Annotated in this window: 23 protein-coding genes; 9 read left to right on the top strand and 14 right to left on the bottom strand. The window is 64.9% G+C overall.

Annotated elements, in window-relative coordinates:
• Positions 1–42: 42 nt before the first annotated feature.
• Positions 43–1,644, top strand: a complete 1,602-nt coding sequence (locus LDO54_RS14395; RefSeq protein WP_224011365.1) for an OprD family outer membrane porin — start codon at positions 43–45, stop codon at positions 1,642–1,644.
• 40 nt (positions 1,645–1,684) lie between these two features.
• Here LDO54_RS14395 and LDO54_RS14400 read toward each other — a convergent pair whose 3' ends face one another.
• The 3 genes from LDO54_RS14400 to LDO54_RS14410 form a co-directional block, all read right to left on the bottom strand.
• Positions 1,685–2,071, bottom strand: coding sequence for a carboxymuconolactone decarboxylase family protein (locus LDO54_RS14400; RefSeq protein ID WP_224011366.1), 387 nt, complete (start codon positions 2,069–2,071; stop codon positions 1,685–1,687).
• Positions 2,055–2,561: a MerR family transcriptional regulator gene (locus LDO54_RS14405; protein ID WP_224011367.1), complete on the bottom strand. Its 507-nt coding sequence runs from the start codon at positions 2,559–2,561 to the stop codon at positions 2,055–2,057. The genes LDO54_RS14400 and LDO54_RS14405 overlap by 17 nt, the downstream gene beginning before the upstream one ends.
• 103 nt (positions 2,562–2,664) lie before the next feature.
• A complete protein-coding gene (locus tag LDO54_RS14410) occupies positions 2,665–3,552 on the bottom strand; it encodes a LysR family transcriptional regulator (RefSeq protein WP_224011368.1) in 888 nt (295 codons plus the stop codon).
• Positions 3,553–3,656: 104 nt separating this feature from the next.
• Here LDO54_RS14410 and LDO54_RS14415 point away from each other — a divergent pair, with 104 nt between their 5' ends.
• A complete protein-coding gene (locus tag LDO54_RS14415) occupies positions 3,657–4,256 on the top strand; it encodes a short chain dehydrogenase (protein WP_224011369.1) in 600 nt (199 codons plus the stop codon).
• Between the two features lie 140 nt (positions 4,257–4,396).
• Entirely contained in the window at positions 4,397–6,142 is a 1,746-nt protein-coding gene (locus tag LDO54_RS14420; protein ID WP_224011370.1) for a tetratricopeptide repeat protein, read from the top strand.
• A gap of 70 nt (positions 6,143–6,212) precedes the next feature.
• On the opposite strand, the gene LDO54_RS14425 is transcribed toward LDO54_RS14420, so the two are convergent.
• Positions 6,213–7,733 carry a SulP family inorganic anion transporter gene (locus LDO54_RS14425; RefSeq protein ID WP_224011371.1) on the bottom strand — a complete coding sequence of 507 codons (1,521 nt, stop codon included), beginning with the start codon at positions 7,731–7,733 and terminating at the stop codon, positions 6,213–6,215.
• A 413-nt stretch (positions 7,734–8,146) separates the two neighbouring features.
• Between LDO54_RS14425 and LDO54_RS14430 the strand changes: the two genes are divergently transcribed.
• Together LDO54_RS14430 and LDO54_RS14435 are read left to right on the top strand one after the other, a co-directional pair.
• On the top strand, positions 8,147–8,584 hold the full coding sequence (locus LDO54_RS14430) for a carboxymuconolactone decarboxylase family protein (RefSeq protein WP_224011372.1): 438 nt from the start codon (positions 8,147–8,149) through the stop codon (positions 8,582–8,584).
• Positions 8,585–8,592: 8 nt separating this feature from the next.
• Positions 8,593–9,012, top strand: coding sequence for a cupin domain-containing protein (locus LDO54_RS14435; RefSeq protein WP_436975585.1), 420 nt, complete (start codon positions 8,593–8,595; stop codon positions 9,010–9,012).
• A gap of 31 nt (positions 9,013–9,043) precedes the next feature.
• Here LDO54_RS14435 and LDO54_RS14440 read toward each other — a convergent pair whose 3' ends face one another.
• Positions 9,044–10,960, bottom strand: coding sequence for a hypothetical protein (locus LDO54_RS14440; RefSeq protein ID WP_224011373.1), 1,917 nt, complete (start codon positions 10,958–10,960; stop codon positions 9,044–9,046).
• Between the two features lie 710 nt (positions 10,961–11,670).
• On the bottom strand, positions 11,671–12,774 hold the full coding sequence (gene sfnG, locus LDO54_RS14445; RefSeq protein ID WP_224011374.1) for a dimethylsulfone monooxygenase SfnG: 1,104 nt from the start codon (positions 12,772–12,774) through the stop codon (positions 11,671–11,673).
• 620 nt (positions 12,775–13,394) lie between these two features.
• Between sfnG and LDO54_RS14450 the strand changes: the two genes are divergently transcribed.
• Positions 13,395–14,537 (top strand): porin, encoded by a 1,143-nt coding sequence (locus tag LDO54_RS14450; protein WP_224011375.1) that lies wholly within the window; start codon positions 13,395–13,397, stop codon positions 14,535–14,537.
• A gap of 251 nt (positions 14,538–14,788) precedes the next feature.
• Here LDO54_RS14450 and LDO54_RS14455 read toward each other — a convergent pair whose 3' ends face one another.
• Positions 14,789–15,439, bottom strand: a complete 651-nt coding sequence (locus LDO54_RS14455; RefSeq protein WP_224011376.1) for a histidine phosphatase family protein — start codon at positions 15,437–15,439, stop codon at positions 14,789–14,791.
• A gap of 171 nt (positions 15,440–15,610) precedes the next feature.
• On the opposite strand from LDO54_RS14455, the gene LDO54_RS14460 reads away from it, so the two are divergent.
• Positions 15,611–15,940: a hypothetical protein gene (locus LDO54_RS14460; RefSeq protein ID WP_224011377.1), complete on the top strand. Its 330-nt coding sequence runs from the start codon at positions 15,611–15,613 to the stop codon at positions 15,938–15,940.
• Between the two features lie 129 nt (positions 15,941–16,069).
• Here the strand turns inward: LDO54_RS14460 and LDO54_RS14465 are convergent, their stop codons facing one another.
• The 5 genes from LDO54_RS14465 to LDO54_RS14485 form a co-directional block, all read right to left on the bottom strand.
• The gene (locus LDO54_RS14465; protein WP_224011378.1) at positions 16,070–16,927 is read right to left on the bottom strand and encodes a sugar phosphate isomerase/epimerase family protein; all 858 of its coding nucleotides are present in this window, start codon (positions 16,925–16,927) and stop codon (positions 16,070–16,072) included.
• The gene (locus tag LDO54_RS14470; RefSeq protein WP_224011379.1) at positions 16,924–18,174 is read right to left on the bottom strand and encodes an NAD(P)/FAD-dependent oxidoreductase; all 1,251 of its coding nucleotides are present in this window, start codon (positions 18,172–18,174) and stop codon (positions 16,924–16,926) included. Before LDO54_RS14470 ends, LDO54_RS14465 begins: the two co-directional genes overlap by 4 nt.
• A gap of 15 nt (positions 18,175–18,189) precedes the next feature.
• Positions 18,190–19,254: a sugar ABC transporter substrate-binding protein gene (locus tag LDO54_RS14475; RefSeq protein WP_436975586.1), complete on the bottom strand. Its 1,065-nt coding sequence runs from the start codon at positions 19,252–19,254 to the stop codon at positions 18,190–18,192.
• Between the two features lie 43 nt (positions 19,255–19,297).
• Entirely contained in the window at positions 19,298–19,621 is a 324-nt protein-coding gene (locus tag LDO54_RS14480) for a non-heme iron oxygenase ferredoxin subunit (protein WP_224011380.1), read from the bottom strand.
• 67 nt (positions 19,622–19,688) lie between these two features.
• Positions 19,689–20,765 carry a fatty acid desaturase gene (locus tag LDO54_RS14485; RefSeq protein ID WP_224011381.1) on the bottom strand — a complete coding sequence of 359 codons (1,077 nt, stop codon included), beginning with the start codon at positions 20,763–20,765 and terminating at the stop codon, positions 19,689–19,691.
• 236 nt (positions 20,766–21,001) lie between these two features.
• On the opposite strand from LDO54_RS14485, the gene LDO54_RS14490 reads away from it, so the two are divergent.
• On the top strand, positions 21,002–22,057 hold the full coding sequence (locus LDO54_RS14490) for a LacI family DNA-binding transcriptional regulator (protein ID WP_224011382.1): 1,056 nt from the start codon (positions 21,002–21,004) through the stop codon (positions 22,055–22,057).
• 28 nt (positions 22,058–22,085) lie between these two features.
• Here LDO54_RS14490 and LDO54_RS14495 read toward each other — a convergent pair whose 3' ends face one another.
• Positions 22,086–23,000, bottom strand: coding sequence for an AraC family transcriptional regulator (locus LDO54_RS14495; RefSeq protein WP_224011383.1), 915 nt, complete (start codon positions 22,998–23,000; stop codon positions 22,086–22,088).
• 105 nt (positions 23,001–23,105) lie between these two features.
• Here LDO54_RS14495 and LDO54_RS14500 point away from each other — a divergent pair, with 105 nt between their 5' ends.
• Positions 23,106–23,858: an SDR family NAD(P)-dependent oxidoreductase gene (locus LDO54_RS14500; RefSeq protein WP_224011384.1), complete on the top strand. Its 753-nt coding sequence runs from the start codon at positions 23,106–23,108 to the stop codon at positions 23,856–23,858.
• A gap of 55 nt (positions 23,859–23,913) precedes the next feature.
• On the opposite strand, the gene LDO54_RS14505 is transcribed toward LDO54_RS14500, so the two are convergent.
• Entirely contained in the window at positions 23,914–24,351 is a 438-nt protein-coding gene (locus LDO54_RS14505) for a MarR family winged helix-turn-helix transcriptional regulator (protein WP_224011385.1), read from the bottom strand.

The following is a 24,351-nucleotide window of genomic DNA, read 5'->3' on the forward strand; positions in this document are numbered from 1 at the left end:
TGAGTAATTTCAAAAACCAAGACAGCACAAACAGGGAATGACATGAAACGAGACCAGCACATCAGGAGAACAACGCTCGCCGCCACGGCCGCATTGGCCACATTGGCCGCGTCGCTTGCGGTATCGCTCGGCGCGCACGCGGCCGAATCGGCGCCTGCGAACGGCACGGCCCCGCAAGCCGCGTCATCGGTCGCGCCTGCCGTCAAACCCGCCGCGAAATCCACGTCCAAGGCGAAGCGCAAATCGAAACGCAAAGCGTCGCGCCAATCCGCGCAGCAAGCCGCGCCGAAAAGCACGCAGGCGTCGGTGGAGCCGCTGCTCGCGCCCAACGCGGCCGATCAGCTCGCCGCGCCCACGCCCGACCAGAGCACCAACGAAGCCGTGCGCGCCGACAATCCGCGACGCGCGCAATCGGATCAGGCCGCCAGCCAGGGCTTCATCGGCGACAGTCATCTGACGCTGAACCTGCGCAACTACGCCGACGTGCTCGACATGGATGGCGGCCCGCATCGCCACGCGTGGGTGCAGGGCGCGATGCTCGACTACACCTCGGGCTTCACGCAAGGGCCGATCGGCTTCGGCGTGGATGCGTCGCTGTACGGCGCGCTCAAGCTCGACGGCGGCGCGGGCGCCGGCAACATGGTGCACGTGGGCAAGGACGGCGGCGGCTCGAATCAGCTCGCGTGGGGCTATCCGGGCGTCTACGACGTGAAGGCGCGCGTCTCGGACACGGTCGTCAAATACGGCCTGCACATGGTGGACGACAACCCGTTCTTCGAGCCGCACGACAATCGCGCGCTGCCGCCCACATTCATGGGCGTGTCGCTCGTGAGCCGCGACGTGGCGAATGCCGTGTTGCAGGCGGGCAGCTTCACGAAAGTGAACGCGCGCGGCCACACCAATCTCACCGACCTCACGACCTCATACGGCGGCGTGTCGTTCAAGCGCTTCAGCTACGTGGGCGGCACGTGGGATTACAGCCCGAACGGCAGCGTCGCGCTGTTCGCCAATCAGGCCGACGATGTCTGGCGCCAATACTACGGCTCGGTGCAGCAGAGTTTCGGCGATCCGTCGACGCTCAAATGGACCGGCTTCGCGAACATCTATTCGACGCACAGCGTGGGCGGCGGCAAGGAAGGCCATATCAACAACAACGCCTATAGCGTGTCGCTGGCCGCGCAGCACGGCGCGCATTCGCTGCTGTTCGGCTTCCAGCAGATTCTCGGCGACCAGTTCTTCGATTACGTGAACGAGACCAACGGCATCTATCTCGTCAACTCGATGGATGTCGATTACAACGCGCCGCACGAGAAGTCGTTCCAGGTGCGCTATGGCTTCGACGGCAAGTACGCCGGTCTGCCCGGCGCGAAGGCGCTGCTCTGGTACGCGCTGGGCTGGGGCGCGGACGCGTCGGCGGGCGCAGCGGCCAACCCGGATTCCGGCCTCTACTGGAAGAACGGTCAGCCCGTGCACGGCTCGCATCACGAGTTCGGCTTCATCCCGTCGTACACGCTGCAAAGCGGCCGCTTCAAGGACACGAAGATCTCGTTCGTCGCGATGTGGCATCACGGCTCGAAGTACTACTCCGACGCGAGCAACATGGAGTACCGGCTCGTGGTGGGCATGCCGCTGAAGCTGTTCTAAACGGCGTGGCCGCGCACGCCGCCGGGTTCGCGCTGGTGAATCAGGCGGCGTGCGCGGTTTCAACGCCCTCGTCGCGCGCATGCTGCGCATGCCGTGCCGCGAACACCTCGCGCGCGGCGAACAGGCCGTTCAGCGCGGCGGGAAAGCCCGCGTACACGGCCATCTGCATGATGGTCTCGACGATCTCTTCTTCGCTCAGGCCCACGTTCAGGCCCGCCGCGATATGCACCTTGAGCTGCGGCTGGGCGTGGCCGAGCGCGGTCAGCGCCGCGATGGTCGCGATCTCCCGCGCGCGCAGATCGAGACCGGGCCGCGCGTAGATGTCGCCGAACGGAAACTCCAACAGATAGGTGGCGAAATCCGGCGCAATATCGGCGAGCGAGGCCACCACCTGCTCGCCCGCGTGGCCGTCAATCGCCGTCAGCATGCGGAGGCCGCGTGACAGGCGGCTTTCCGGCGCGCTGTCCAGCGGCTCGCCGTGCGCCGCTTGCGCGTGGGGTTGAAGCGTCGGCTTCGTGGCGTTCATCGGGTTCGTGACGGTCTGCATGGGCGTGCCTCTGCGAAGAAATAGGAGCGGTCGAATAGCCTTCGATCTTGGCGTCGAGCGCGAGGAGGCACGTCTGCAATTCGGCGATATGGGCGCGCACGGCGTCGCGATGCTCGACGAGCAAGGCGCAGCGCTCGGCTTCGGTCGCGGCGCCCTCGGCACGCAACTGCGCGTAGCGCAGCATCCCCTGAATCGGCATGCCGGTTTGCTTCAGGCGGCCGAGAAAAGCGAGCCAGTCGAGAATCGAGCGGTCGTACGCGCGCTGCCCCGAGCCGTCGCGCAACGCGAACGGAATCAGGCCGATGCGCTCGTAATAGCGGATCGTATGGACCGAAAGGCCCGTCTGGCTGGCCACATCGCCAATCTTCATGTGCTTCCCCTCAACGACAGACACGATGGTGAGACTTCGAGCGCACTCGAAGTCAAGCGCGATTTTCTTGCGAATCCGCTGACTGTCCGATTCCCCGAATCGATCAGGCGAGCCGCGCCGCCGCGTGCTCCGCGAGGAAATCGACGAAGCTGCGGATCTTCGGCAATGGCTGCCGGTCCTGACGATACAGCGCGTAGACCGGGCGTCCTTCGGGCGCGAACGCGTCGAGCACGCTGACGAGGCGGCCCGACGCCAGATCGTCGGCGACGAGAATGGACGGTTGCAGCAGCAGCCCCGCGCCGTGCAGCGCCGCTTCGCGCAGGCCGTGGCCGTCGTTGCAGACGAAGTCCGTCTGCTCGGGCCAGCGGCTTTCGCCGACCAGCCGCCAGCCGTTGCGGCGGTCCCAGACCGCGTGACTCAGGCAGCGATGCGCGGCGAGATCGGCGAGCGTGCGCGGCGTGCCGTGCCGCGCCAGATAGGCGGGCGCCGCGCAAATCGTCATGCGGTACTGGCCGAGCGGACGCGCGACCAGATCGAGATCGGGGTCGAGCGCGCCGATGCGCACGGCCACGTCGAAGCCCTCGTCGACGAGATCGACCACGCCGTTGCTCAGATCCAGGTCGATACGCACCTGCGGATGCGCGTTCTGATACGCGGCCGCCAGCGGCGCGACCACGCAGGCGCCCAGCGTGGTCGCCGCGCTGATGCGCAGCGTGCCGCGCGGCGCGGCGCGCAGGCTCTCCACCGACGCCTCGGCCAGCGCCAGCTGCTCCAGCACCTTGCGGCTTTCCTCGTAGAAGCGCCGGCCCGCGTCGGTGAGGCTCTGCGCGCGCGTGTTGCGCTGGAGCAGTTGCGCGCCCAGATGCGTCTCCAGCTGCCGCACGTGCTTGCCCACCATCACCGGGCTCAGGTCGAGCGCGCGCGCCGCCGCGCTGAAGCTGCCGCGGTCCACGGCGCTCACGAACACTTCGATGCTGCGTAGCCGGTCCACGATTACTAACTCCTGGTTTCAATTGAACGAGATTATCGTCCATTTATTCTTTTGGGTGTCAGGCGGATAGTACGTGCATTCCCCTTTTCGATGGAGAGTCGCACATGAAAATCCTTCTGGTGGGTGCGGGCGGCGACGTGGGCCGCGCAATCGCGCAAACGCTCGGCGAGACGCACACGATCCTGGCCGTGGGCCGCACGAGCGGCGAATACCGCGCCGATCTCACCGACGACGCCAGCGTGGCCGCGCTGTTCCGCGAGACCGGGCCGGTCGACGCGATTGTCTCGGCGGCCGGCCATCTGCATTTCGGCCCGCTCGCCGAGATGAGCGCGGCGCAATTCAACGTCGGCTTGCAGGACAAGCTGCTCGGCCAGGTGCGGCTCGCGCTGATCGGCCAGCACTATCTGAACGACGGCGGCTCGATCACGCTGACGAGCGGGATCGTCGCCGAGGAACCCATCGCGCAGGGCGTCAACGCGACCGCCGTGAACAGCGCTATCGAAGGCTTCGTGCGCGCGGCGGCCACGGAGTTGCGCGGCAACCGGCGCATCAACGTGGTGAGCCCGACCGTGCTGACCGAGTCGTTGGAGCGCTTCGCGGGCTTCTTCCCGGGCTTCGAGAGCGTGCCCGCGCGGCGCGCGGCGCTGGCGTACCAGCGCAGCGTGGAAGGCGTGCAGACGGGGCGCGTGTTTCGCGTCTGGTGAGCGGCCCGCGCGGCGGCGGGTGCGCGGCACGGCCCGCCGTATCCTGATGCGCTGTCGGAAAATTCGGATTTCGCCGATGGATAGTGAGATGGCGCATGCCTAAGCTGGGGGCAGGTCAAACGTCCAGTCCCCGCCCCGCCATGAATACGCCCTCGCCCGACACTTCCGGCACGCCCGACACCGCCGCGCCCCTCGATCCCCGCGCGCTCCACGCCGCCGGACGCCATGCCGAAGCGCTCGCGGCGCTCGACGCGCTGCTCCAGCACGACCCGGCCAACCTCGCCGCGCTGCATCTGGCGGCGCGCTGCCTGCACGCGCTGGACAACGCGAAGACCGCAAACGACGCGAACACGGCGACCGACGGCACCTCGCCCGAACTGGCCAACGCGCTGCTCCCTCTCGGCAATCGTTTCTACGCGCGCAAGCAGCTTGCGCAGGCGGAGCACGCGTGGCGCGCGGCGCTCGCGATCGAGCCCGACTGGCCTTCGGCGCTCGGCAATCTGGGGCTCGTCCTGCGCGACCTGGGCCGCATGGCCGAAGCCGAAGCCGCGCTGCGCCGCGCGCTCGAACTCGCCCCCAATCACGCAGGATCCCGAAGTAATCTCGCGCTGCTGCTCTGGGGCACGCAGCGTCTGGACGAAGCGCACGCCGAATATCGCCGCATCCTCGCGCACGACGCCGACAATCACTACGCGCTCAACAATCTCGGCCTGCTGCTGCTCGACCTGAACCGCCAGCCCGAGGCCGAAGCCGCGTTCCGCCACGCGCTCGCGGTCGAGCCGAACGTGCCCGAGGCGCACAACAATCTCGGCAACGCGCTCAATCAGCAGGCGCGCACCGACGAAGCCATCGACGCCTATCGTCAGGCGCTCGCGCTGCGGCCCGATTACACGGTCGCCAAGGGCAATCTCGCGATGCTGCTGCTGCGCAACGGCCAGTACGCCGACGCCTGGCCGCTCTACGAGGCGCGTCACGACGAAGCCGTCGGACCGAGCGCCGTGAAGCTGCCGCCCTTGCCCTGGCCGCACTGGAGCGGCGAGCCGCTCGACGGTAAATCGATCATCGTCTGGCCCGAGCAAGGCTATGGCGACGACCTGCAATTCTGCCGCTATGTCACGCTGCTGAAGGCGCGCGGCGCGGCGCGCGTGAGCGTCGCGTGCGGACCCGCGCTCGGGCGGCTGTTCGAAAGCCTGGAGAACGTGGACGCGGTCTACCCGCTCGACGGACAAGGCACGATTGCGCGTCACGATTACTGGTGTTTCATGATGAGCTTGCCGCTGCGCTTCGGCACCACGGTCGAAACGATTCCCGCGCCCATGCCCTATCTGCGCGCGAATGCGGCGCTCGCGCAAACGTGGCGCGCGCGGCTGGACGCCGAGTGCCATCATGCTGGCCCGAAAGCGGGCTTCAAGGTCGGACTCGTGTGGGCGGGCGCGCCGCGTCCGCAGGACCTGCGCTCCAACGCGATCGACCAGCGCCGCTCGACACGTGCGTGCGACTGGCTGCCGATCCTGCGCGTGCCCGGCGTGCGCTTCGTGAGTCTGCAAAAGGGGGAAACGACGCAGCCGCAGATCCTCGAACTGCCGCCAGAACTGCGTCCGCTCGATCCGATGGACGAGGTGCACGATTTCGCCGATACGGCCGCCATCGTCGACACGCTCGACCTCGTGATCACCGTCGATACGTCGATGGCGCACCTCGCGGGCGCGCTCGGCAAGCCGGTGTGGATTCTGTCGCGCTACGACGCCTGCTGGCGCTGGCTGCGCGAGCGCGACGACTCGCCGTGGTATCCGCGCGCGCGGCTGTTTCAGCAACGCGCGCCTGGCGAATGGAGTGAGGTGATCGAGCGCGTCGCGCGCGCGCTCGAGGCGTTACGGAAGGAATAAGTGCGACGAACGCGGTGAACGCACGAGGCGCGGCGCGATGGCCGCGCTTCAAAACCGCTTCATACGCCCATCAAGACGCGCGTTCCGCCGCCAGCCGCACGTCGGCGTCGGCGCGCGCGAGCAGGCCGCTGCATCGCGGCGAGAGATGCGCAAAGCTCAGATGCTTGCCCGCGCGCTCGTAGCGCGCCTGCACCGCTTCGAGCGCGGCGATCGCCGAGTGATCGGCCACATGCAGATGCGCGCAGTCGAGGCGCACCTGCGCCGGATCGCGAGCCGGATCGAACAGCGTCTGGAACTGCGCCGCCGAAGCGAAGAACAGCGTGCCGCGCAGCGTGTAGACGCGCTCGCCCGACGGCTCGTCGCGCATCTCGCAGCGGAATTCGCGCGCGTGCTGCCACGCGAAGTTCAGCGAGGCGATCACGATCCCGCACATCACGGCCGTCGCCAGATCGGTGCAGACGGTGATCACGGTCACCGCGACGATCACCACGGCGTCGTTGCGCGGCACCTTGTGCAGCACGCGCAGCGAGCCCCACGCGAAGGTCTGCCCCGCCACGATGAACATCACGCCCACCAGCGCGGCGAGCGGAATGCGCTCGATCAGCGGCGACAGAAACAGGATAAACAGCAGGATCATCACGCCGCTCGTCACGCCGGAGAGGCGGCGGCGTCCGCCCGAGCCGAGGTTGATCACGGTCTGGCCGATCATCGCGCAGCCGCCCATCGCGCCGAACATCCCGGCCACCACATTGGCCGCGCCCAGCGCCACGCATTCGCGGTTGGGCTGGCCGCGCGAGGCGGTCACGTCGTCGGTGAGGTTGAGCGTGAGCAGCGTCTCCAGCAGGCCGACGAGCGACATCAGCACCGCATAGGGCAGCACGATGCGCAGCGTCTCCAGGTTCAGCGGCACGCCCGGAATCGCGAACGCGGGCAGGCCGCCCGCGATGTGCGCCATGTCGCCGAGCGTGCGCGCGGGCAGATGCAGCAGCGCCGCCGCCGCGCCCACGCCAACAATGGCCACCAGCGCGGGCGGCACGGCCTTCGTCAGGCGCGGCGTGACGAACACGATCGCCATCGTCAGCGCCACGAGGCCGCACATCAGCCAGAGCGCCTGGCCGTGCATCCATTCCATGCCGTGCGCGCCGGGCGTCTTGAAGTGCTCGAACTGCGCGCGCGCGATGATGATCGCGAGGCCGTTCACGAAACCGAGCATGACCGGATGCGGCACCATGCGGATCAGCTTGCCGAGCTTGAGCGCGCCGAACAGCATCATCAGCAGGCCGCCGAGCACGACCGTCGCGAACAGATACTGCGGGCCGTGCTGCACCACCAGCGCGACGATCACCACGGCCATCGAGCCCGCCGCGCCGCTGATCATGCCGGGGCGGCCGCCGAACAGCGCCGTGATCGTGCAGATGAAGAAGGCGCCATAGAGCCCCATCAGCGGATTCAGGTGCGCGACCAGCGCGAACGCGATGCACTCGGGCACCAGCGCGAACGAGGACGTGATGCCGGCGAGCAATTCGCTGCGCAGCGCGGAGAACGAAAACGGCGCCGAAGCACGGCTCGGAGCGGAACGGGCGGATTCCATGGAGCGGACGATAGAGCGGAAAAAAGCGGGAAAGAGGCTGAAAAACAGGCTGAAAATCGGCCGACAGGCGACAGACAAGCGCACGATGAGGCGCGTGGCAAGCCAATCAGGATGCACTTGAACGGTGCATCGACACGCTGATGCGCGAAGTCGGGAACGGCGCGGCGCGCAGTGAAACAGCCGTGGACCGGCAGGCGCGGTGCTGCCGCCGGACGAAAGGGCGCATGCTATCAGAATCGGCGCTCGCGCGCAGGCGGCCCGGGCGACGAGCGCCGCCTCGCGGCCACCTTGGAATCGCCAAAGTGGTTACTTCAGATAGCCGAAAACTGGCTATTTCGCATAGCCGCCTCGACGCCTACGATGACTTCCATCGCGCCACCCTTCCCGGCGCGGCCCACCTCGAAGGAACGATCATGCAACAGCGTCTCGACTTTTACCGCGCCAACCCGAACGCCATCAAGGCCCTGCTCGGGCTCGAAGAACGCATTGAAAAGAGCGGCATCGAAAAGCCGCTCGCCGAACTCGTGCGCCTGCGCGCCTCGCAGATCAACGGCTGCGCCTACTGCGTCGACATGCACGTGAGCGACGCGCGCAAGGGCGGCGAAACCGAACGCCGTCTGGCGACCGTCGTGGTGTGGCGCGAGACGCCCTTCTTCACCGAACGCGAACGCGCCGCGCTCGAATGGACCGAGGCGCTCACGCTGGTCTCGCACGAGCACGTGCCCGACGCGGTCTGGGAAGCCGTCAAGCCGCATTTCAGCGACGCCGAGATCGTCGACCTGACCCTGCTGATCAACGCGATCAACAGCTGGAACCGTCTCGCGATTGCTTTCCGCAAGCTGCCCGCGTGAGGTCCGCCATGAAGACGATTTCCCGATCCGCGCTTGCAACGATTGCATCGCTGGCCCTGCTCGCACCGATGAGCGCGGCTCAGGCCCACGACGCCGCGAGCGAAACCATCGCGCCCGTCATGAAGCAGGCGCTTCCCGAAGCGCCCGGCAAGAACGTGCTGATCGCCACCGTCACGTTCGCGCCGGGGCAGGTATCGGCGCCGCACATGCACAAGGGTTCGGTGTTCGCCTACGTCACGCAGGGCCATATCGAATCGCAGGTCGAAGGCTCGCCCGCGCGCACCTATGGGCCCGGCGAGGCGTGGTACGAGCCGCCCGGCTCGCATCACATCCTCGCGCGCAACGCCAGCGCGACGGAACCGGCGCAGATCCTCGTGTTCGCCGTTGCGGGCGAACACGATCCGATCAAGCAGCCGATTCCGCACTGAGCGCGGTCGGCATCATGCCGGCGTTCGCGCCTCAGTTCGGCACGTAGCCCGTCGGCAACGTCGAATTGGCCTTGGCGACCGTCGCGTTGTTCGACACCACGTAGACCGGCGACTCCGTGAGGTTCAGCGTGACGGTGCCGTTGCTGTAGGCCACCGTCGACGGATTGCCCATCATGTCGAGCACCGTGACCGTGCCGCTCGTGCCGGGCGCGTCCACCGCGAGGCTGTACGCCGTGCTGTACGTCGAGCTATAGCCCGCGCTGGCGTTCCACACGTCGTTGTTGTGGGTCCAGAGCGCCGTGACCACCGCGCCGTTGTTCAACTGCTGGAACGCGTAGGCATAGACGCCGGACGGCACGCCGTTGACGGGACCGAGCGTGTTGGTGCCGTCGAGAATGCGCGTCATCGCCGCCACGGCCATCGCCGCCGGTTTCGGGCTGATATTGGTCGCGCCGTACTGGCCCTGCGCATCGGCGAGATCGAAGAACGTGCCGTAGCCCACGAGGCCCGGGAAGTCCGCGCCGTAGAACACCCACGTCTGGTCCGCGCCCTCGCCGAGCACGATCAGATGCGCGCGCGCGGCCACCGCGCCCTGCGCGTACAGCACATTGGCCGTCGGATAGTTCGCGCCATACGACGAGCCGTTGTCGTAGCTGATGCCCACTTCGGTCTGGAACAGCTTCATGCCGGGCTTGTAGTCGGCGGCCATTTCGCTGCGCAGCGCGCGCATCTGGCCGATCAGCGAACTCGACGCCGTCGACGGATCGGTTGCCTGACGCTCGGGCGGATACGACGGCGAGGTGCCGTTGATGTCGTAATAGCCGTGCGTGGTCACGCCGTCGAGATACTGCGCGAAACCGAGCGAGGCGAGCGTGCGCAACTGGTCGGCGGTACCCGAGGGCGCGGTGTCGGCCGGGCCCATCAACACGGCGTGCGGATCGGTCGAATGCAAGCCTTGATAGACGGTCTGATAAAGCTGCACGAACTGCGCGTTCGTGCCCGCCCATTGCGCGTCCGGCTCCCACGTCAGCTGATAGTAGTTCGCCGACTGGTTCGGGAAATACGTAGTCCGAATCAGATTCGACTCGGTGCCGACGCGGCTCATGTAATCCTGGTAGTACGCGAGATCGGTGGGCGGCAGCGTTTCGTCCTCGAAGGCGTTCGTCGGGCTGGCCCAGGCCGGAATGCCGTCGAGACGGATCAGCCGCATCACGTTGCCCGAAGTGAAGAACGGATCGAGATTATTGGCGTTCGGATTGAAGGTGTTGCGCGCGGTCGGCTCCATGTTGTAGAGCTCGCGATGATCGAGCTGCCACGAGATGCCGAGCGCCGACAAGACCGCGCCGTTGCCGTCCTCGCCTTGCATGCCGAAGCGATGCAGGTCCTGGCGCGCATACGTCACCGCCGGAATCACGCTGCCCAGATTCGGCAGCACGCCGAAGGTCGCATTGCCGGCCGGACGCGTGCCCGCCGAAGGAATCTGGCCGCCCGCGTTGGCGAGCGACGCCGAGATCGCGAAGTAACCCGCGAGCGTCGACGAGCAGTTCACCGTGGTGGTCACCGCGCCCGCCGTGACGGGCGTGCTGCCGCTGGCCGCCACGTTGCCGAGCTGGTCGGCGATCGACCAGTTCAGCGTGTCGGGCGACGCCGCGTTGGTCACGATCGCCACCGGGAACGTCGCGCCCGAAGCGAAGATGCGGCCGCTTTGCGCGCTCGGCGTATCGGCGGAAACGAGCGTGCCGCTCGCCGTCGCGCTCGACGTCGACGGTGCGCCGCAAGTCATCGTGCCCTTCGTCACGGCCGCGGCGCTGGTGCCGCCGCCGCTCGCCGCATTGGACGTGTTCGAGCCCGCGTTTTGCGTGCCGCTCGCGGCATCCGAACCGGATCCCCCTCCCCCGCAGGCTGCCAGCAGCAGCGATGAGGAGAGCAAAATAAGCATGTGCTTCATCGTTTGAAAAAGGCAAAGCGACGCCCAACCGGCAGCGGCGCTCGCGCGCCCGGCTGCAGGCCGAAGGTCGGGTATGAGAGGACGGCGGACGCCGCGCATCGGTCGAATGCGCGCATCGTCCGTCACTACGAGGGCGCGTCGAGCGCGCCCGGTCGAACCGGCGTAACTGTCCTTTTCGCCTGGGCGCGGGCGCACCGTGAGCGCGCCGTTGCGGCGATTGCGTCGTCGGGACTTGCGGCCTTGCGCGGGTTCCCAAGAGGGTCGGGAGACGTGCGCCTTCGGTGAGCCGAAGCGGGCAAAATCACTGCTTAAAATCAGATCATTCGCGGCGGCAGATCTTACTTGGCATTTCTCCTGATATATACCAATTCGACGTAAGAAAGTGTTACAAAAGGCAATGCGAGACTGAATTGCCGATAATTAAATTCATTACCGTCGAGATCGCGCACATATCGGGGAATTTTTTCTCAGGCGCATGCCGCGATGCAGCGCGATAGACGCGGATGCGGACTACTTGAAGCCAATAACGGCGGACTTGAGGGGAACTTGAGAGGGACGGGGAAATTATGTTTGATAGATACCGGCCCCGTTTTTATCTGGCTTGTTATTTTAATTACGGGCCGGGTTCATTTTTCTTCGATATTATTTACTCGATTTTCGTCAGATGAATAAATCGTCTGACGAAAATGCCATTAAAATCCCGCTTGCGATCATGCGGGCTGCGATTCGCGCTCCCGTTCGAGTTCACGCACGAGCGGCAGCACCTTCTCACCGAAATACTCCACCTCCTCGATGAAGTGCAGGAAGCCCGCGAGCACGAGATCGACACCAATCGCCTTGAGCGCGACAATGCGCTCCGCAATCTGGCGCGGCGTGCCGATCAGGTTGGTGCGAAAGCCGTCGTTGTACTGCACTAGATCCTCGAAAGTCGATTTCGCCCAGTTGCCCTCGCCTTCGGGCGACGCCTTGCCCGCCTCCTTCACCGCGCTGCCGAACGCCTCCACGGCCTCCACGTGCGCGTGACGCACGATATCGTCGAGCACGGCGCGCGCTTCCTCTTCCGTATCGCGCGCAATCACGAACGCGTTCACGCCGATCTTCACGCTGTGATTGTTCTTCGCCGCCTTCGCGCGGATATCGTCGATCTGCGCCTTGAGATTCTCCACCGTGTTGCCGTTCGTGAAGTACCAGTCGGACACGCTTGCCGCGTTATCGCGCGCGGCCCGCGAACTGCCGCCCTGAAACACTTCGGGATGCGGCTTCTGCACGGGCTTCGGACTCAGCGTGTAGTTGTTGAAGCGATAGAAGTCACCCTTGAACGTGAAGTTGTCCTGCGTCCAGATGCCCTTCACCGCCTGAATGAATTCATTCGAACGCCGGTAACGCTCGTCGTGTTCGAGCCACGGCTCGCCAATCGACGTGAATTCGTCCTTGAACCAGCCGCTCACGACATTGATGGCGATGCGCCCATTCGAAATATGGTCGATGGTCGCGATCTGCTTCGCCACCACAGCCGGATGCCACGGGCCGGGCAGAATCGCCGCGATCACCTTGAGCTTCGTGGTCGCGTGCAGCAGCGCCTGGCTAAACGATACCGATTCGTGCTGATACTGCGCGCCATAGCCGGCCGTGAAGCGAATCTGGCTGAGCGCGTAATCGAAACCCGCCTGTTCAGCGGTTTGCGCGAGTTTCTGGTTGTATTCGAGACTCCAGTCGGTGCGTTGCTCGATCTTGCTCACGACGAGTCCGCCGCTCACATTCGGCACCCAGTAGGCGAATTTGATGGCGTCGTCGGACGCAGTGCGCTGGCTCATGATTGGCTTCCTCAAAGATAAATGGCGTGAGCGGGTTCCGCCATCTTTGGGGATTTGCGCGCGCGATTGAACGAATTTCTCGTGCTATGAAAAGTCGCGTGGCTGCTTTGTGCCGACGACACCGCAAGGGTACGAGTGACGTCACGACGGCGATCTGTCCGGCATGACGGAAAACGCATGACATGCCGCTTCCACCGGCTATTCGCCTTCATTCAACATCGTTAAAAGCTGCGCTATGGCGTCGTAAGTCGCGCTATCAACACGCACGAAGAACACGCAATCAAAGCGCATTGACCATGCTTTTCCCTCGATATCCAGCATCTCTCAATTAATCGATCAATTGCTTTCAAATCACGCAACAATCGCATCGCAATTCCGCACCAATAAAGGGCATCTCATCGCAGAATCAAGCCGCCATCTCACAACAGCGGTATTTCAGCGCACAAATTGATTATTTGCGTTATCTCAAAACATGTCGGTATTCGCCCGATTTGTTGGCTGAGTGCAACGGGCTTTGTCCGGTTGCGGGGATATATTTCGTCCGTCCCAACCCGGCAGCTTTATACCGCTCATATTCAACTTGTCTATGAGTGATTGCCTTAGAAACAGGAACGTGCAGAATGAACGTGAAATTCAATAAGAACTTGCTCGTGGCAGCAGCGCTTGGCGCATTCGGCATTGCGGCTCACGCACAAAGCAGCGTCACGCTGTATGGCTCGCTCGACGCGGGCATTGCATATGTCAATAACGCGGGCGGCCATAGCGACTGGCTTCAATCGAGCAGCCTGCTGTCGAATACCTATTTCGGTTTGAAAGGCGCTGAAGACCTGGGCGGCGGCCTGAAGGCAATCTTCAAGTTGGAATCGGGCTTCAGCCTGTCGAACGGCGGTTTCAGCAATGGCTCGATGTTTAATCGTCAGGCTTACGTCGGCATTCAAAGCGCCCAATACGGCACGGTCACGCTCGGCAAGCAATACGACTCGGTCGTCGATTATCTCTCGCCGCTGTCGCTGGCCGGCCAGGCAGGCGTGGTCAATCTCGCCGCTCACCCGTATAACAACGACAATATCGGCGCGCAATACTCGATCAACAATTCGATCAAGTATGAAAGCGCCAATTACGCCGGCTTCCACTTCGGCGGCCTGTACGGCTTCAGCAACGATCCGGGCCAGTTCACGAACGGCCGCGCATGGAGCGTCGGCGCCGGCTACTCGGCAGGCCCGTTCACGGTGGCCGCCGCGTATGACCAGACGAACACCGACATCAACGGCACCACGAACTCCAGCGCCGCCGCCACGACGCTGCTCGGCGGCGACGTGAAGCGCACCTACGGCGTCGGCGCGACCTACGCGTTCGGTCCGGGCACGGCAGGCGTGCTCTACACGCATACGCGCATTCAAGGTGCGTCGTTCGGCGTCACCGGCCTGAACGCGCGCTTCGACAATATCGAAGTCAACGGCACGTATAGCCTCACGCCGGCACTCGCGGTCGTGGGCAACTACACCTTCACCTACGGCAAGACGACGGGCGCGGACACGAGTTCGAGCGATCCGAAGTGGCACTCGGTCACGCTCGCGCTCGACTATTCGCTGAGCAAGCGCACCGACGTGTATGTGGCCGGCGCGTATCAACACGCTTCGGGCAATGTCTACGACAACGGCACGGACGTGATCGGCAATACGGCCAGCATCGCCGGTCTGCTGACGAATTCGTCGACGCAGAACCAGGTCGCTGCAACGGTGGGCATGCGCCACCGCTTCTAAACGCGATTGCGGTATCAGGCCGCTTAATCCCGATTGATCCCGATTGATCCCGATTCATTCCGATTCATCCGGCCTGATCGCAAGTCAATAAAAAAAGGCGCCTCCGCATTCACGGGAGCGCCTTTTTTACGGCCGACGATTCACGCAATACCTGAAAGCCTTGGGAATTTGCTGATTCCCCTCGCATTCATGCTTGCTCACTCCGATTTCATGCCGCCCATTTCCCGGGCGGCTTTTTTTCGCCTCGACGCTTAACGGCATCCTTCGGGAATCGCATTCCAGCGGCGCACGGCGCGGCTTTCGCGGTCGAAACCCAGCACGCTGATCGACGCCGTATCGAGGTAAAAATGCGCGCCCAGCGCCGCCGAGTCGCCGACCCAGCAGCCCGCCAGCGTGCGCAGAAAATGCGCATGTGAAAACACGGCGATGCGCCCACCATGCTCGACCATCACCAGCAGACTCTCGATCACGCCGCGCGCGCGCGTTTCGATCTGCGCGAGGCTTTCGCCTTGTGCGATCGTCGAGCGCCACACGCTCCAGTCAGGCTCGGTCTGGCGGATATCGGGCGTCGTGCGGCCCTCGTACACGCCATAGTCCCATTCGAGCAGATCGGCGGACACGATCATGCGCTCACCGAGCCCCGCGAGCTTGCAGGTCTCGATCGCGCGCGACATCGGGCTCGCGAGCACGGCGTCGAACTGCACTTCGGCGAGCGGCTTCGTCAGCGCGCGCGCCTGCTCGCGGCCATGCTCAGTCAGCGCGATATCGGTGCGGCCCGTGTGCTGGCCGGTGCGGCTCCACTCGGTTTCGCCATGGCGGATCAGCCAGACTTCGCGGGGCTTGGCGGGGTGTTTCGCATCGGGGGGCATCGAGGGAGGCTCCAGAATGAAGGGCGTGGTCATTCTATGCCGCGTGGACGATCCGCTTCAACCTGGCGCGCAAGTCGAACCGGACCGCGAGACCGCGGCACCGCTTTTCAGGACAGGCAATTTCGCGACGATGCGACTATATCGGCCCTGTTTTTGGCACCGCCCCTCTCTTTCTATTGCACCGCCGCCGCCGTGAGAATCCCGATGCTCCTGAAGTCGCTGTTCGACACCGAACCCGCCGCTGTGCCCACTTCCACGGCCGCTCCAGTCGCCGGGCCTGCGGCCGCCAGCGCGATACCGCCCGCCCCAGCCGCGCCGGGCGGGCAAAGCGCCCATGAAAGCGCCGACGCCCCGTCGCACGCCGAACCACCCGCGCCGCCGCACACGCCCGTGCCGCTGCTCGACGGCATCGACGCGCTCGGAGAAATCGTGCTGACGCTCGACGCGCAATTGCGCGCGGAACGCGCCACGCACAGCGCGCTCTACCAGCGCCTGCACGGCGAACTCGGCGCGCTGCGCCGCACGCTGCGCTGAGCGCGCCCGTCGCTTCGCACCGCGCAAAAAAAGAAAGCGATATGGGCCGAAACCCATATCGCCCACCCGCGCCCACTGGCACGGTGGAAAAGCCGGCGGGTGGAACGCCGGCCGAGCTACCCTTGCGTGTCAGGCCGCACGCGCCGCCTGCTCCGTTTCGATCTCGCGCCAAAGCGCGCGTATCCCGTCGCGCAGCAATAGCGATTCGGCCCAGCGGTCGGTCGTGTCGTTGCCGTCGCGCCCGATGATCGCGTAGGGCTTCGGCCCGAGTTCGCAGGTGAACGACAGCGTGTCGTGCTCACCCGCGCGCTTGCGCCACGACTCGAACCCGTAGCGCCACCAGCCCATGAACAAATCCACCCACATGCGATGCGGCTCGAACGACAACTCGATCTGCACCTGCTCGCGGCTCGCCACGCGGCCGTGAAACGCCCAGCAATGATCGAGAATGCGCCGCATCAGCGCGTGATTCTCCTCCGATACCGGCCACGCGAATTCGCGACCTACCAGGTAGTGCGAAATATCTCCGAGCAGTTTCAGGTCGGGGCGCGCGTCGAGCAGATCGAGCGTGAAATATAGATCCGTCGTCATGCGGTCGCGATGCGTTTCGATATACACCGGAAACGTCACCTGTTCCGCGAGACGCTGCCAGCCGTCCAGCAAACGCACCGCTTCGGCCACGGTGCGCGGGCGCACGTCGGGCTGCAAGTCGATGTGATGCACGCCGCACTCCACGGCGTTTTCGAGCACGGGCTGCAAGTCGTCGATGGTTTGCGGAAAGCACTGTCCTTCCGCATCGAGACCGTGCGCCGCGCGTAACTCGGCGAGGCGGCGCACGGCCGCGCGATCGGTGTAATGCGCGCTCACGCCATCAAAACCGGCTTCGGCAATCAGCGCGATATTCTCTTCGAGCGAGCGTTCGAAGCCATCGCTGTGACGGCGCTCCATCGCCCACATCGACTGAAAAACGAGCAGACGCTGGCTCATTGGACCTCCTCGGACAACAGCGACTTCAGTTTGATCGTGCGATCCGCGAGACGCTCGGGCGCGATGCGCGCGCGGCGCGCGATCAGTTCCTGGGCGATGCGCACCTCGCGCGCGATCTCGCTGTTCGGGCCCACACCGCTCGCGCCGACCAGCACGCCTGCGTCATCGAGCGCGAAAAAGATCGTCGAAGCCGAGCCGGTTTCGCGCCGCGCAGTCGTCGTGCCGAACGCGGGCAAGCCCGCGATCTGGATCGTGCGGTCGAACTGATCGGACCAGAACCACGGCACCGCGCGATGCATCTCCTCACCGCCCAGGATATTGAGCGCCGCCGTGCGCGCCTGATCCTCGGCGTTGCGCCAGCATTCGAGACGAATGCGCCGTCCGTAAAGCGGATGCTCGAACGCACACACGTCACCCGCCGCGTAGATATGCGGATCGCTCGTGCGCAGCGTGGCATTGACGGCAATGCCGCCTTCGGCAAGCTCCAGCCCGGCTTGCTGCGCCAGCTCCACGCGCGGCGTCACGCCCACGCCGACGATCAGCGCATCGCAAGGCACGCGCGTGCCGTCTTCGAGCACGACCGCGCGAATGCGATCCTCGCCTTCCAGATGATTGATTCGGATATCGAAATGAATCTCCACGCCGCGCTCGCGATGCAGATCGACCAGACGTTGCGCGACTTCGGCCGGCACCGCGCGCATCAGCGCACGCGGCGCGGCTTCGAGCACCGCCACGCTACAGCCGCGCTGCATCGCCGACGCCGCCACTTCCAGGCCGATAAAGCCCGCGCCGATGACCGCGATGCGCCGCCCCGGTTCGAGTTCGGCGGCAATCGCGAGCGCGTCCTCGGCGTTACGCAACACGTGGACGCCCGCCAGCGCGTGGCCGGGCAGGCTCAGGCGACGCGGCGTCGCGCCCGTCGCGATCAGCATGCGGTGATACGCGAGCGCCTCGCCGTTCGTCAACGTGACAGTACGCGCCGCGCGATCGATCGACGCCACACCGCACGCACGCCGAAAGTCCACCTCGTGCTCGCGATAAAACGATTCGCCGTGCACGGCGCATTGCGCGGGTGAACGCTCGCCCAGCAGCACCGCCTTCGACAACGGCGGGCGCTCATACGGCGCATGCGCTTCCTCGCCGATCAGAACGATTGCGCCGTCCCAGCCTTCGTCGCGCAACACCTGCACCGCGCGCGCGCCGCACTGCCCCGCGCCGATCACCACCATCGCTTCGCTCGTCTTCATCGTCGTTCTCCTCGTTCAGCGATATTGGCCTGCCAGCGCCGACACCTGCTGGATATTCTGCGGCGTGATAAAGCCCGGACCCGACGCAATATTGCGCGCCTCATAAACCGGCTTCAAGCCGTAGTCCTTGAGCCGCTGCTGAAACTTCGGATTCTTTTCGAGTTCCGCGCGCGCCTGTTCGATATTCGTGTTCCGGTTCTTGTGCATGATCGCGAGCATCGCCACCGGAATATAGCCCTGCAAATACGGCTGCTGATCGGTGCAGAATTTCACCGTGCCGTCCTTGATCGCCTTGGTGACATCCGTATCGATATCGAAAGTCGCGAACCAGATCTTGCCCGCGAGGCCCAGGCTTTTTACCGCGCGGATAGTCGGGTCCGCCGAAGTCGGACCAAGCGTCAGCACTGCCTGCGTATTAGGATGATTGCGCAAATATGCACTGACTTTCGCTTCGATGCCGGTCGGATCGGTGCCCGCATCGAGCACCGACGTTTTCATATCGGCGCCGATGGCTTCGGCGAAACCGCGGCAGCGTTCAAACGAAAGCGGATTCGTCGCGTAGTGATTCACGCACAGAAACGACTTCACGCCGTCCGCCTTCGCGCGCAATCCGGCTTCTTTTCCCGCGAGATATTCGGGCTGGCCCACGTGCATCAGCGCGCCGAGTTGCGCGCTTTGCTGCTCGGTGCCCGTATTCGCGGTGATGAACGGAATATCCTTCGCCTTCAATTTTCCGAGCGCGCCTTTCAGCAAATCGTAATCGGCGATAGTCGTGACCACGCCGTCGTAATTGCGCGCGGCGGCCTGATTGACGAGTTGCACCATGTCGGCAATATCGCCGTTCGGCGGATTGCGGTAATCGGTTTGCACGTTGAAATCAACGTCGGCCTGTTTGATGCCGTTTTTCACCGCGTTCCACCACGCATCCGAATCGGGCGCGTGCGAAATGAAATCGAAATGCGCGGCCGGCTCCGCCTGCACGGCGGCGTTCATGCCGAATGCGAGCGCGGCCGCCAGCGCACAAACCGGCATGGCGCGCCGCATCGCGCGAAACGCAATCTTCATGGTTGTCTCCTTCATGGCATCGTTATCGTGAGGTGCCTGTATGCACGCGTGGCGCGTTTCAATCGGCCGCGAGTCCAATGAATAGCCTGCCGCCCTCCACCTTCACGGGATGCACGGCGAGATTCACGCACACGGGCGCGCCTTTCGCGGCGCCGGTCGGAATATGGAATCGCCCCATATGCATCGGACATTCGATGATCTCGCCGAATACCAGCCCTTGCGCGAGGCGCGCGGTTTCGTGCGTGCACACACCCGCCGACGCATAAAAGCCCGTGGGCGTGTGATAAATCGCGTAGAGCGCGCCTTCGTGCTCGAATTCCATCACGTCTTCTTCTTCGAGATCGTCGCTCGCGCCAACCTCGTGCCATTGCAGGATGTTCATGCGTCTCCTCCGTGAATTGCGGGTGTTTTATCTTGCCGATTCATTCTTCAGCGGGATTCAGCGAATATCAGCGGGATTCAGCAACACTCAGCGCGGCATCTTCACCAGCATTCGAAGCGGCGCGCGCATCGCCCGCCGTCTTGCCCGGAACCGCCGGCGTAATCATGTAATCGGGATCGCTGCGCTGCATGCGGAACACCTGCACGATCTCGCCCCACGCCGCGAATAATCCCTCGTAGGCGGGCGGCAAATCCTGTTCGATCGCGCGGCGCAGTTTGGGCAACGCATGAAACGGCACGTTGGGAAACATATGATGTTCGACGTGGTAATTCATATTCCAGTAGAGAAACTGCAGCACGGGATTCAAATACAGCGTGCGTGTGGAAAAACGATGATCGAGTTCGTTTTCGCGCAGGCCCGTATGCTGCGTGATCGCGAGCAATTCGTGCAGCCACGCGCCATAGGAACGCGGCAGCAGCAGAAACACCACCGGCAGCCAGCTTTGCGACACGATCGCCCACGCGCCCACGCCCAGGTAAAGCGCCAGAATCACCCTTGAATTACGGCACATCGCGCGATATTCGACCGGCGGCACCACGGCCTTTGCGCCCGTCGAGATAATGCCGAAGCTATGCAGCACGATATTGCCGAGGTGATGAATGCCGTGCGAAACACGCAGAAAATCGGTGGCAAGCTTGAAATAATTGGGCGGACGCTTGACGGCAAGTTCAGCGTCGGCGGGCACGGTGGCCGTGAGATGCGTATAGGTGTGATGCTGCGCGTGCGACCAGCGGCTGTAGATCTGTTCACGCCACGTCATGAAGCAGATCACCCAATGCACCGACGCATTGAGCCACTCGCTGCGAAACGGCGTGCGATGGCGCAGCTCGTGTTCCATCGCTTCGGCGAAGGCGTAGATCGTGCCGTAGAGCAGCAGCGCGGGCACGATCCAGAGCGTGCCGAGCGCACACCATGCGAGCGCGCCCGTGCCGATCACGAGCGCCATGAGTCCGCCGAAATACGCGAGCGCCACATGGTCGTTGCGGCGCGTGACTTCCTTGAGCGTCTTGCGGTCGAGCGGGCATTTGTACCAGTCGTCCATGGTGATCGGCGGGTTGCCCGGTTGGGCGGCATTGACGGACATGAAGCGTCTCCAGAGCGGAATCCAGGCGGCCGGTGCGGCGCGGCGGGGTCATCGTTGAGCTCCATTGAAGTCTCTAAATGAGCATCGGTCAAAACCTAAAATGCCTCATTTAGATCACTCAAGGGTAATCACCAGGCGAAACATCGCTTTCCGCATCGGCAAACGCGTCATATAACGAATCAAAGAACTCAGTTTGAGGCAAAATGGCCTCAAACTTGCCTCGATCAGGAACCGCGATGAAAGGCCGTCCCACGCTCAAGCAGCTCATGGAGATCACCCAGCTCAGCCGGGCGACCATCGACCGCGCGCTCAACGACCGGCCCGGCGTGCATCCGCGCACGCGCAGCGCCGTGGAAGCGGCGATCCGGCAGATCGAGTTGTCCGCGGCGAACGGCGAGGCGGCGCTGGCGAACGACGCCTTCGCGCCGTTCACATCCGGGGCCGCCGCGCCGTTCCGCGCGCGCTTCGTCATCCAGGCGGGCGACGCGTTCACCGCCGAACTCACGCGCACCGCCGAAGCCCTCGCGCCCGCGCTCGCGCAACAGGGCGTGACGCTCGACATCGTCGATTGCGTGGGGGCGAGCGAGGAGGCAGTCGCGCAACGCGTGCGCGAAGCGGCGGAGCAAGCGGATGGCATCGGCATCATCTGCACCAACACGCCGGCCATTACCGCCGCGCTGCGCGAGTGCATGGCGGCGGGCAAGAGCGTCGTGACGATGATCACCGACGTGGACGCCGACGCGCGCCACACCTACGTCGGCGTGAACAATCGCGCGGCGGGCCAGGCGGCCGCGCATCTGATCGGACGGCATCTGGAAACGCGGCCCGCGCCATCTGTCGCGGTCGTCGTTGCTACGTTCTCCTATACGTGCCACGAGGATCGCGAGATCGGCTTTCGCTCGCTGCTGCGCCAGCGTTTTCCCAATGTGAATCTCGTCGAGGTGATCAAGGGCGCGGATTCGGGCGCGGCCACTTACGAGGCCACGCGGCGCTGCATGGAGACGCATGGCGCGCTCGATGGCATCTATAACGTCGCGGGCGGCAACGAAGGGCTCGCGCAGGCGCTGGAGGAACGCGGGCTCGCAGGCAAGACGCTCTACGTGACGCACGAAGTCAACCGCGTGACCGAGCCGCTGTTGCGCGCCGACGTGATCGACTATCTACTCTCGCAGGATTTGCGTCTGCTGATCGAGACCGCCATCGCGCATCTGCGCAGCGCGGCGAACGGAAAAACCAGCACGCCACAAGCGCTGATTCCGATCGAGACGTGGTCACGTTATTCGCTGTACTGATCAATTTTCCCGCATCACGCGCGACGCCTTACACCACGCCCAGATTCGCCTGTTCCTCGCGCGCGTATTGTGCGGGCGGTCTGCCGACGTGCCGCGTGAACGCCACGCTGAACGTGCTCGCGGAGCTATAGCCCACGCGCTCCGCGATCTCGGCGACACGGCCCGCATTACGGCGCAGCAGATCCTTCGCGAGCGCCATGCGCCAGTTGAGCAGATACTCCATCGGCGCCACGCCCACCGCGCGGCTGAAGCGCTCGAAGAACGTCGAGCGTGACAAGGCCGCCGCTTTCGCGAGTTCGGCGACGGTCCACGCGCGCGTCGGCTGCTCGTGCATGCCGCGAATCGCTGCGGCGAGGCGCGCGTCGGCGAGTCCGCGCACGAGACCCGGCGACGCCTGCGTGCCCGCCACCGATCGCAATGCCTCGATCAGCAGCACTTCCATCAAGCGCGACAGCACGATGTCGCGCGCGGGCCGCTGCTCGCGCGTTTCCTCGCGCACGAGCCCGACCAGCGTAGCGAGGCGCTGCTCGCCGCGCACATGCACGAAGCGCGGCAGCAGCGACACCAGCAAGGCCGCATCGGGCGAGGCGAACGAGCAATGCCCGGCCATCATGCGCGCGTCCACGGGCCGGTCCGGCGGGCCGATCCTGAACTCGTTGTCGCCGAGCGCGACCGGCTCCGGCGACGCGTCGCCGGGCGGCGCGCCGAGACTCGTCATCGCCACGCCGTAGACCGCCGGAATCAGCACGAAATCGCCCGCGTGCAGCGCAATCGGCGCATGACCGTCGATGACCATCTCGCAGCCGCCTTCGAGAATCACGCAATAGAACGGCTGGCCCGAATCCGAGCGGCTGATGCGCCACGGACTCGCGCCGTGCACGAGCTTCGAGAAGCGCGCGCCCGGCTGCAACAGCATGACCACCTCGGCCAGCGGATCGATCATCGCCGGACTCCTGCGAAAGAATTTCGGATTTTCGATTGTAGCAAGTACGGTCAGCGCGCTTTATCGTAAGCGCACTTACCGACCACCTCACTCACTGGAGCGCTCATGAAAACCGTGCTGATCACCGGCTGTTCCTCGGGCTTCGGCCTTGAAATCGCGCGCGAATTTCTCGCTCGCGAGTGGCGCGTCGTCGCCACGATGCGCACGCCGCGCGCCGATCTGCTGCCGCCGTCCGAGCACCTGCGCGTGCTGCCGCTCGACGTCACCGACGCGCAAAGTATTCAGGCCGCCATCGAGGCTGCGGGCCCGATCGACGTGCTCGTGAACAATGCGGGCGTCGGCATGGCCGCGCCCGCCGAACTCGCGCCGCTCGCCGCCGTGCGCGAGATCTTCGAGACCAACGCGCTCGGCACGATCGCGCTCACGCAGGCGGTGCTGCCGCAGTTTCGCGAACGCAAGTCGGGCGTGGTGGTGAACGTCACGTCGAGCGTGACCTTGAAGGTGCTGCCGCTGTTGAGCGCCTACCGCGCGAGCAAGGCGGCGGTGAACGCGTTCAGCGAATCGGCGGCGCTGGAAATGGCGCCGTTCGGCGTGCGCGTGCATCTCGTGCTGCCGGGCCGCTCGCCCGAAACGCGTTTCGCCGATAACGCGCGCGGCCATATTTTCGGCTTCGAGCACGAGGCGTACGCCGATCTCGTGAAGCATGTGCTCGCTGGATTCGCCGATACCGAAGCGCCCGTCACCTACGCGAAGGACGTGGCCGCCGCCGTGTGGCGCGCGGCCACCGATCCCGCCGCGCCGATGCGCATGGCGGCAGGCGTGGATGCCGAAGCGTGGGCCGCCGAAGCAGCGCGCTGATCGAACGCAGATCGCACGTGAGTCACGCGCGATTCACGCGCGATTCACGCGTAAATCACTCACGCGGCGGCATCAACGCCAGCAGCAGACGGCGCAGCTCCATGCTTTCGCCCGGCGTGAGCCGCGCCGTGAGCACGCGCTCGACCTCCTCCACGCGCGGGCGCAGCGTGGTCAGCTGCTGCTTGCCCGCCGACGTGAGAAACAGCACATAGCTGCGCTTGTCGGCGGGATCGTCGGAGCGCTCGATCAGATCGTTGCGCACCATGCGCGCCACGAGGTCCGCGATGGTCGAGCGATCGACGTCGAGCTCGTCGCCGAGTTGCCGTTGATTGAGGCCGGGCGTCTGCTGGAGGATTTCGAGCGCCGCATACTGCACGCTCGTGATCTCCGCCGAGACTTCGCTCAGCCACACCGCCGCGTGGCGCTGCTGCGCGCGGCGCACGAGGCTGCCCGTGAATCGGGAAAGCGCGGGATCGTCGGGTTGTTTCGGCAA

The sequence above is a fragment of the Paraburkholderia tropica genome (genome assembly GCF_914484835.1).
Taxonomy (GTDB): Bacteria; Pseudomonadota; Gammaproteobacteria; order Burkholderiales; family Burkholderiaceae; genus Paraburkholderia; species Paraburkholderia tropica_A.

Bases quoted from the DNA above. Each gene is read 5' to 3' on its own strand.
- LDO54_RS14490 (WP_224011382.1), top strand. From the start codon at position 21,002: ATGAAAGGCCGTCCCACGCTCAAGCAGCTCATGGAGATCACCCAGCTC.
- LDO54_RS14455 (WP_224011376.1), bottom strand. From the start codon at position 15,439: ATGACCACGCCCTTCATTCTGGAGCCTCCCTCGATGCCCCCCGATGCG.
- LDO54_RS14495 (WP_224011383.1), bottom strand. From the start codon at position 23,000: ATGATCGATCCGCTGGCCGAGGTGGTCATGCTGTTGCAGCCGGGCGCG.
- LDO54_RS14405 (WP_224011367.1), bottom strand. From the start codon at position 2,561: ATGAAGATTGGCGATGTGGCCAGCCAGACGGGCCTTTCGGTCCATACG.
- sfnG (WP_224011374.1), bottom strand. From the start codon at position 12,774: ATGAGCCAGCGCACTGCGTCCGACGACGCCATCAAATTCGCCTACTGG.
- LDO54_RS14475 (WP_436975586.1), bottom strand. From the start codon at position 19,254: ATGAAGGAGACAACCATGAAGATTGCGTTTCGCGCGATGCGGCGCGCC.
- LDO54_RS14435 (WP_436975585.1), top strand. From the start codon at position 8,593: ATGAAGACGATTTCCCGATCCGCGCTTGCAACGATTGCATCGCTGGCC.
- LDO54_RS14465 (WP_224011378.1), bottom strand. From the start codon at position 16,927: ATGAGCCAGCGTCTGCTCGTTTTTCAGTCGATGTGGGCGATGGAGCGC.
- LDO54_RS14420 (WP_224011370.1), top strand. From the start codon at position 4,397: ATGAATACGCCCTCGCCCGACACTTCCGGCACGCCCGACACCGCCGCG.
- LDO54_RS14485 (WP_224011381.1), bottom strand. From the start codon at position 20,765: ATGTCCGTCAATGCCGCCCAACCGGGCAACCCGCCGATCACCATGGAC.
- LDO54_RS14470 (WP_224011379.1), bottom strand. From the start codon at position 18,174: ATGAAGACGAGCGAAGCGATGGTGGTGATCGGCGCGGGGCAGTGCGGC.
- LDO54_RS14460 (WP_224011377.1), top strand. From the start codon at position 15,611: ATGCTCCTGAAGTCGCTGTTCGACACCGAACCCGCCGCTGTGCCCACT.
- LDO54_RS14500 (WP_224011384.1), top strand. From the start codon at position 23,106: ATGAAAACCGTGCTGATCACCGGCTGTTCCTCGGGCTTCGGCCTTGAA.
- LDO54_RS14450 (WP_224011375.1), top strand. From the start codon at position 13,395: ATGAACGTGAAATTCAATAAGAACTTGCTCGTGGCAGCAGCGCTTGGC.
- LDO54_RS14415 (WP_224011369.1), top strand. From the start codon at position 3,657: ATGAAAATCCTTCTGGTGGGTGCGGGCGGCGACGTGGGCCGCGCAATC.
- LDO54_RS14480 (WP_224011380.1), bottom strand. From the start codon at position 19,621: ATGAACATCCTGCAATGGCACGAGGTTGGCGCGAGCGACGATCTCGAA.
- LDO54_RS14425 (WP_224011371.1), bottom strand. From the start codon at position 7,733: ATGGAATCCGCCCGTTCCGCTCCGAGCCGTGCTTCGGCGCCGTTTTCG.
- LDO54_RS14440 (WP_224011373.1), bottom strand. From the start codon at position 10,960: ATGAAGCACATGCTTATTTTGCTCTCCTCATCGCTGCTGCTGGCAGCC.
- LDO54_RS14400 (WP_224011366.1), bottom strand. From the start codon at position 2,071: ATGCTGACGGCGATTGACGGCCACGCGGGCGAGCAGGTGGTGGCCTCG.
- LDO54_RS14430 (WP_224011372.1), top strand. From the start codon at position 8,147: ATGCAACAGCGTCTCGACTTTTACCGCGCCAACCCGAACGCCATCAAG.
- LDO54_RS14395 (WP_224011365.1), top strand. From the start codon at position 43: ATGAAACGAGACCAGCACATCAGGAGAACAACGCTCGCCGCCACGGCC.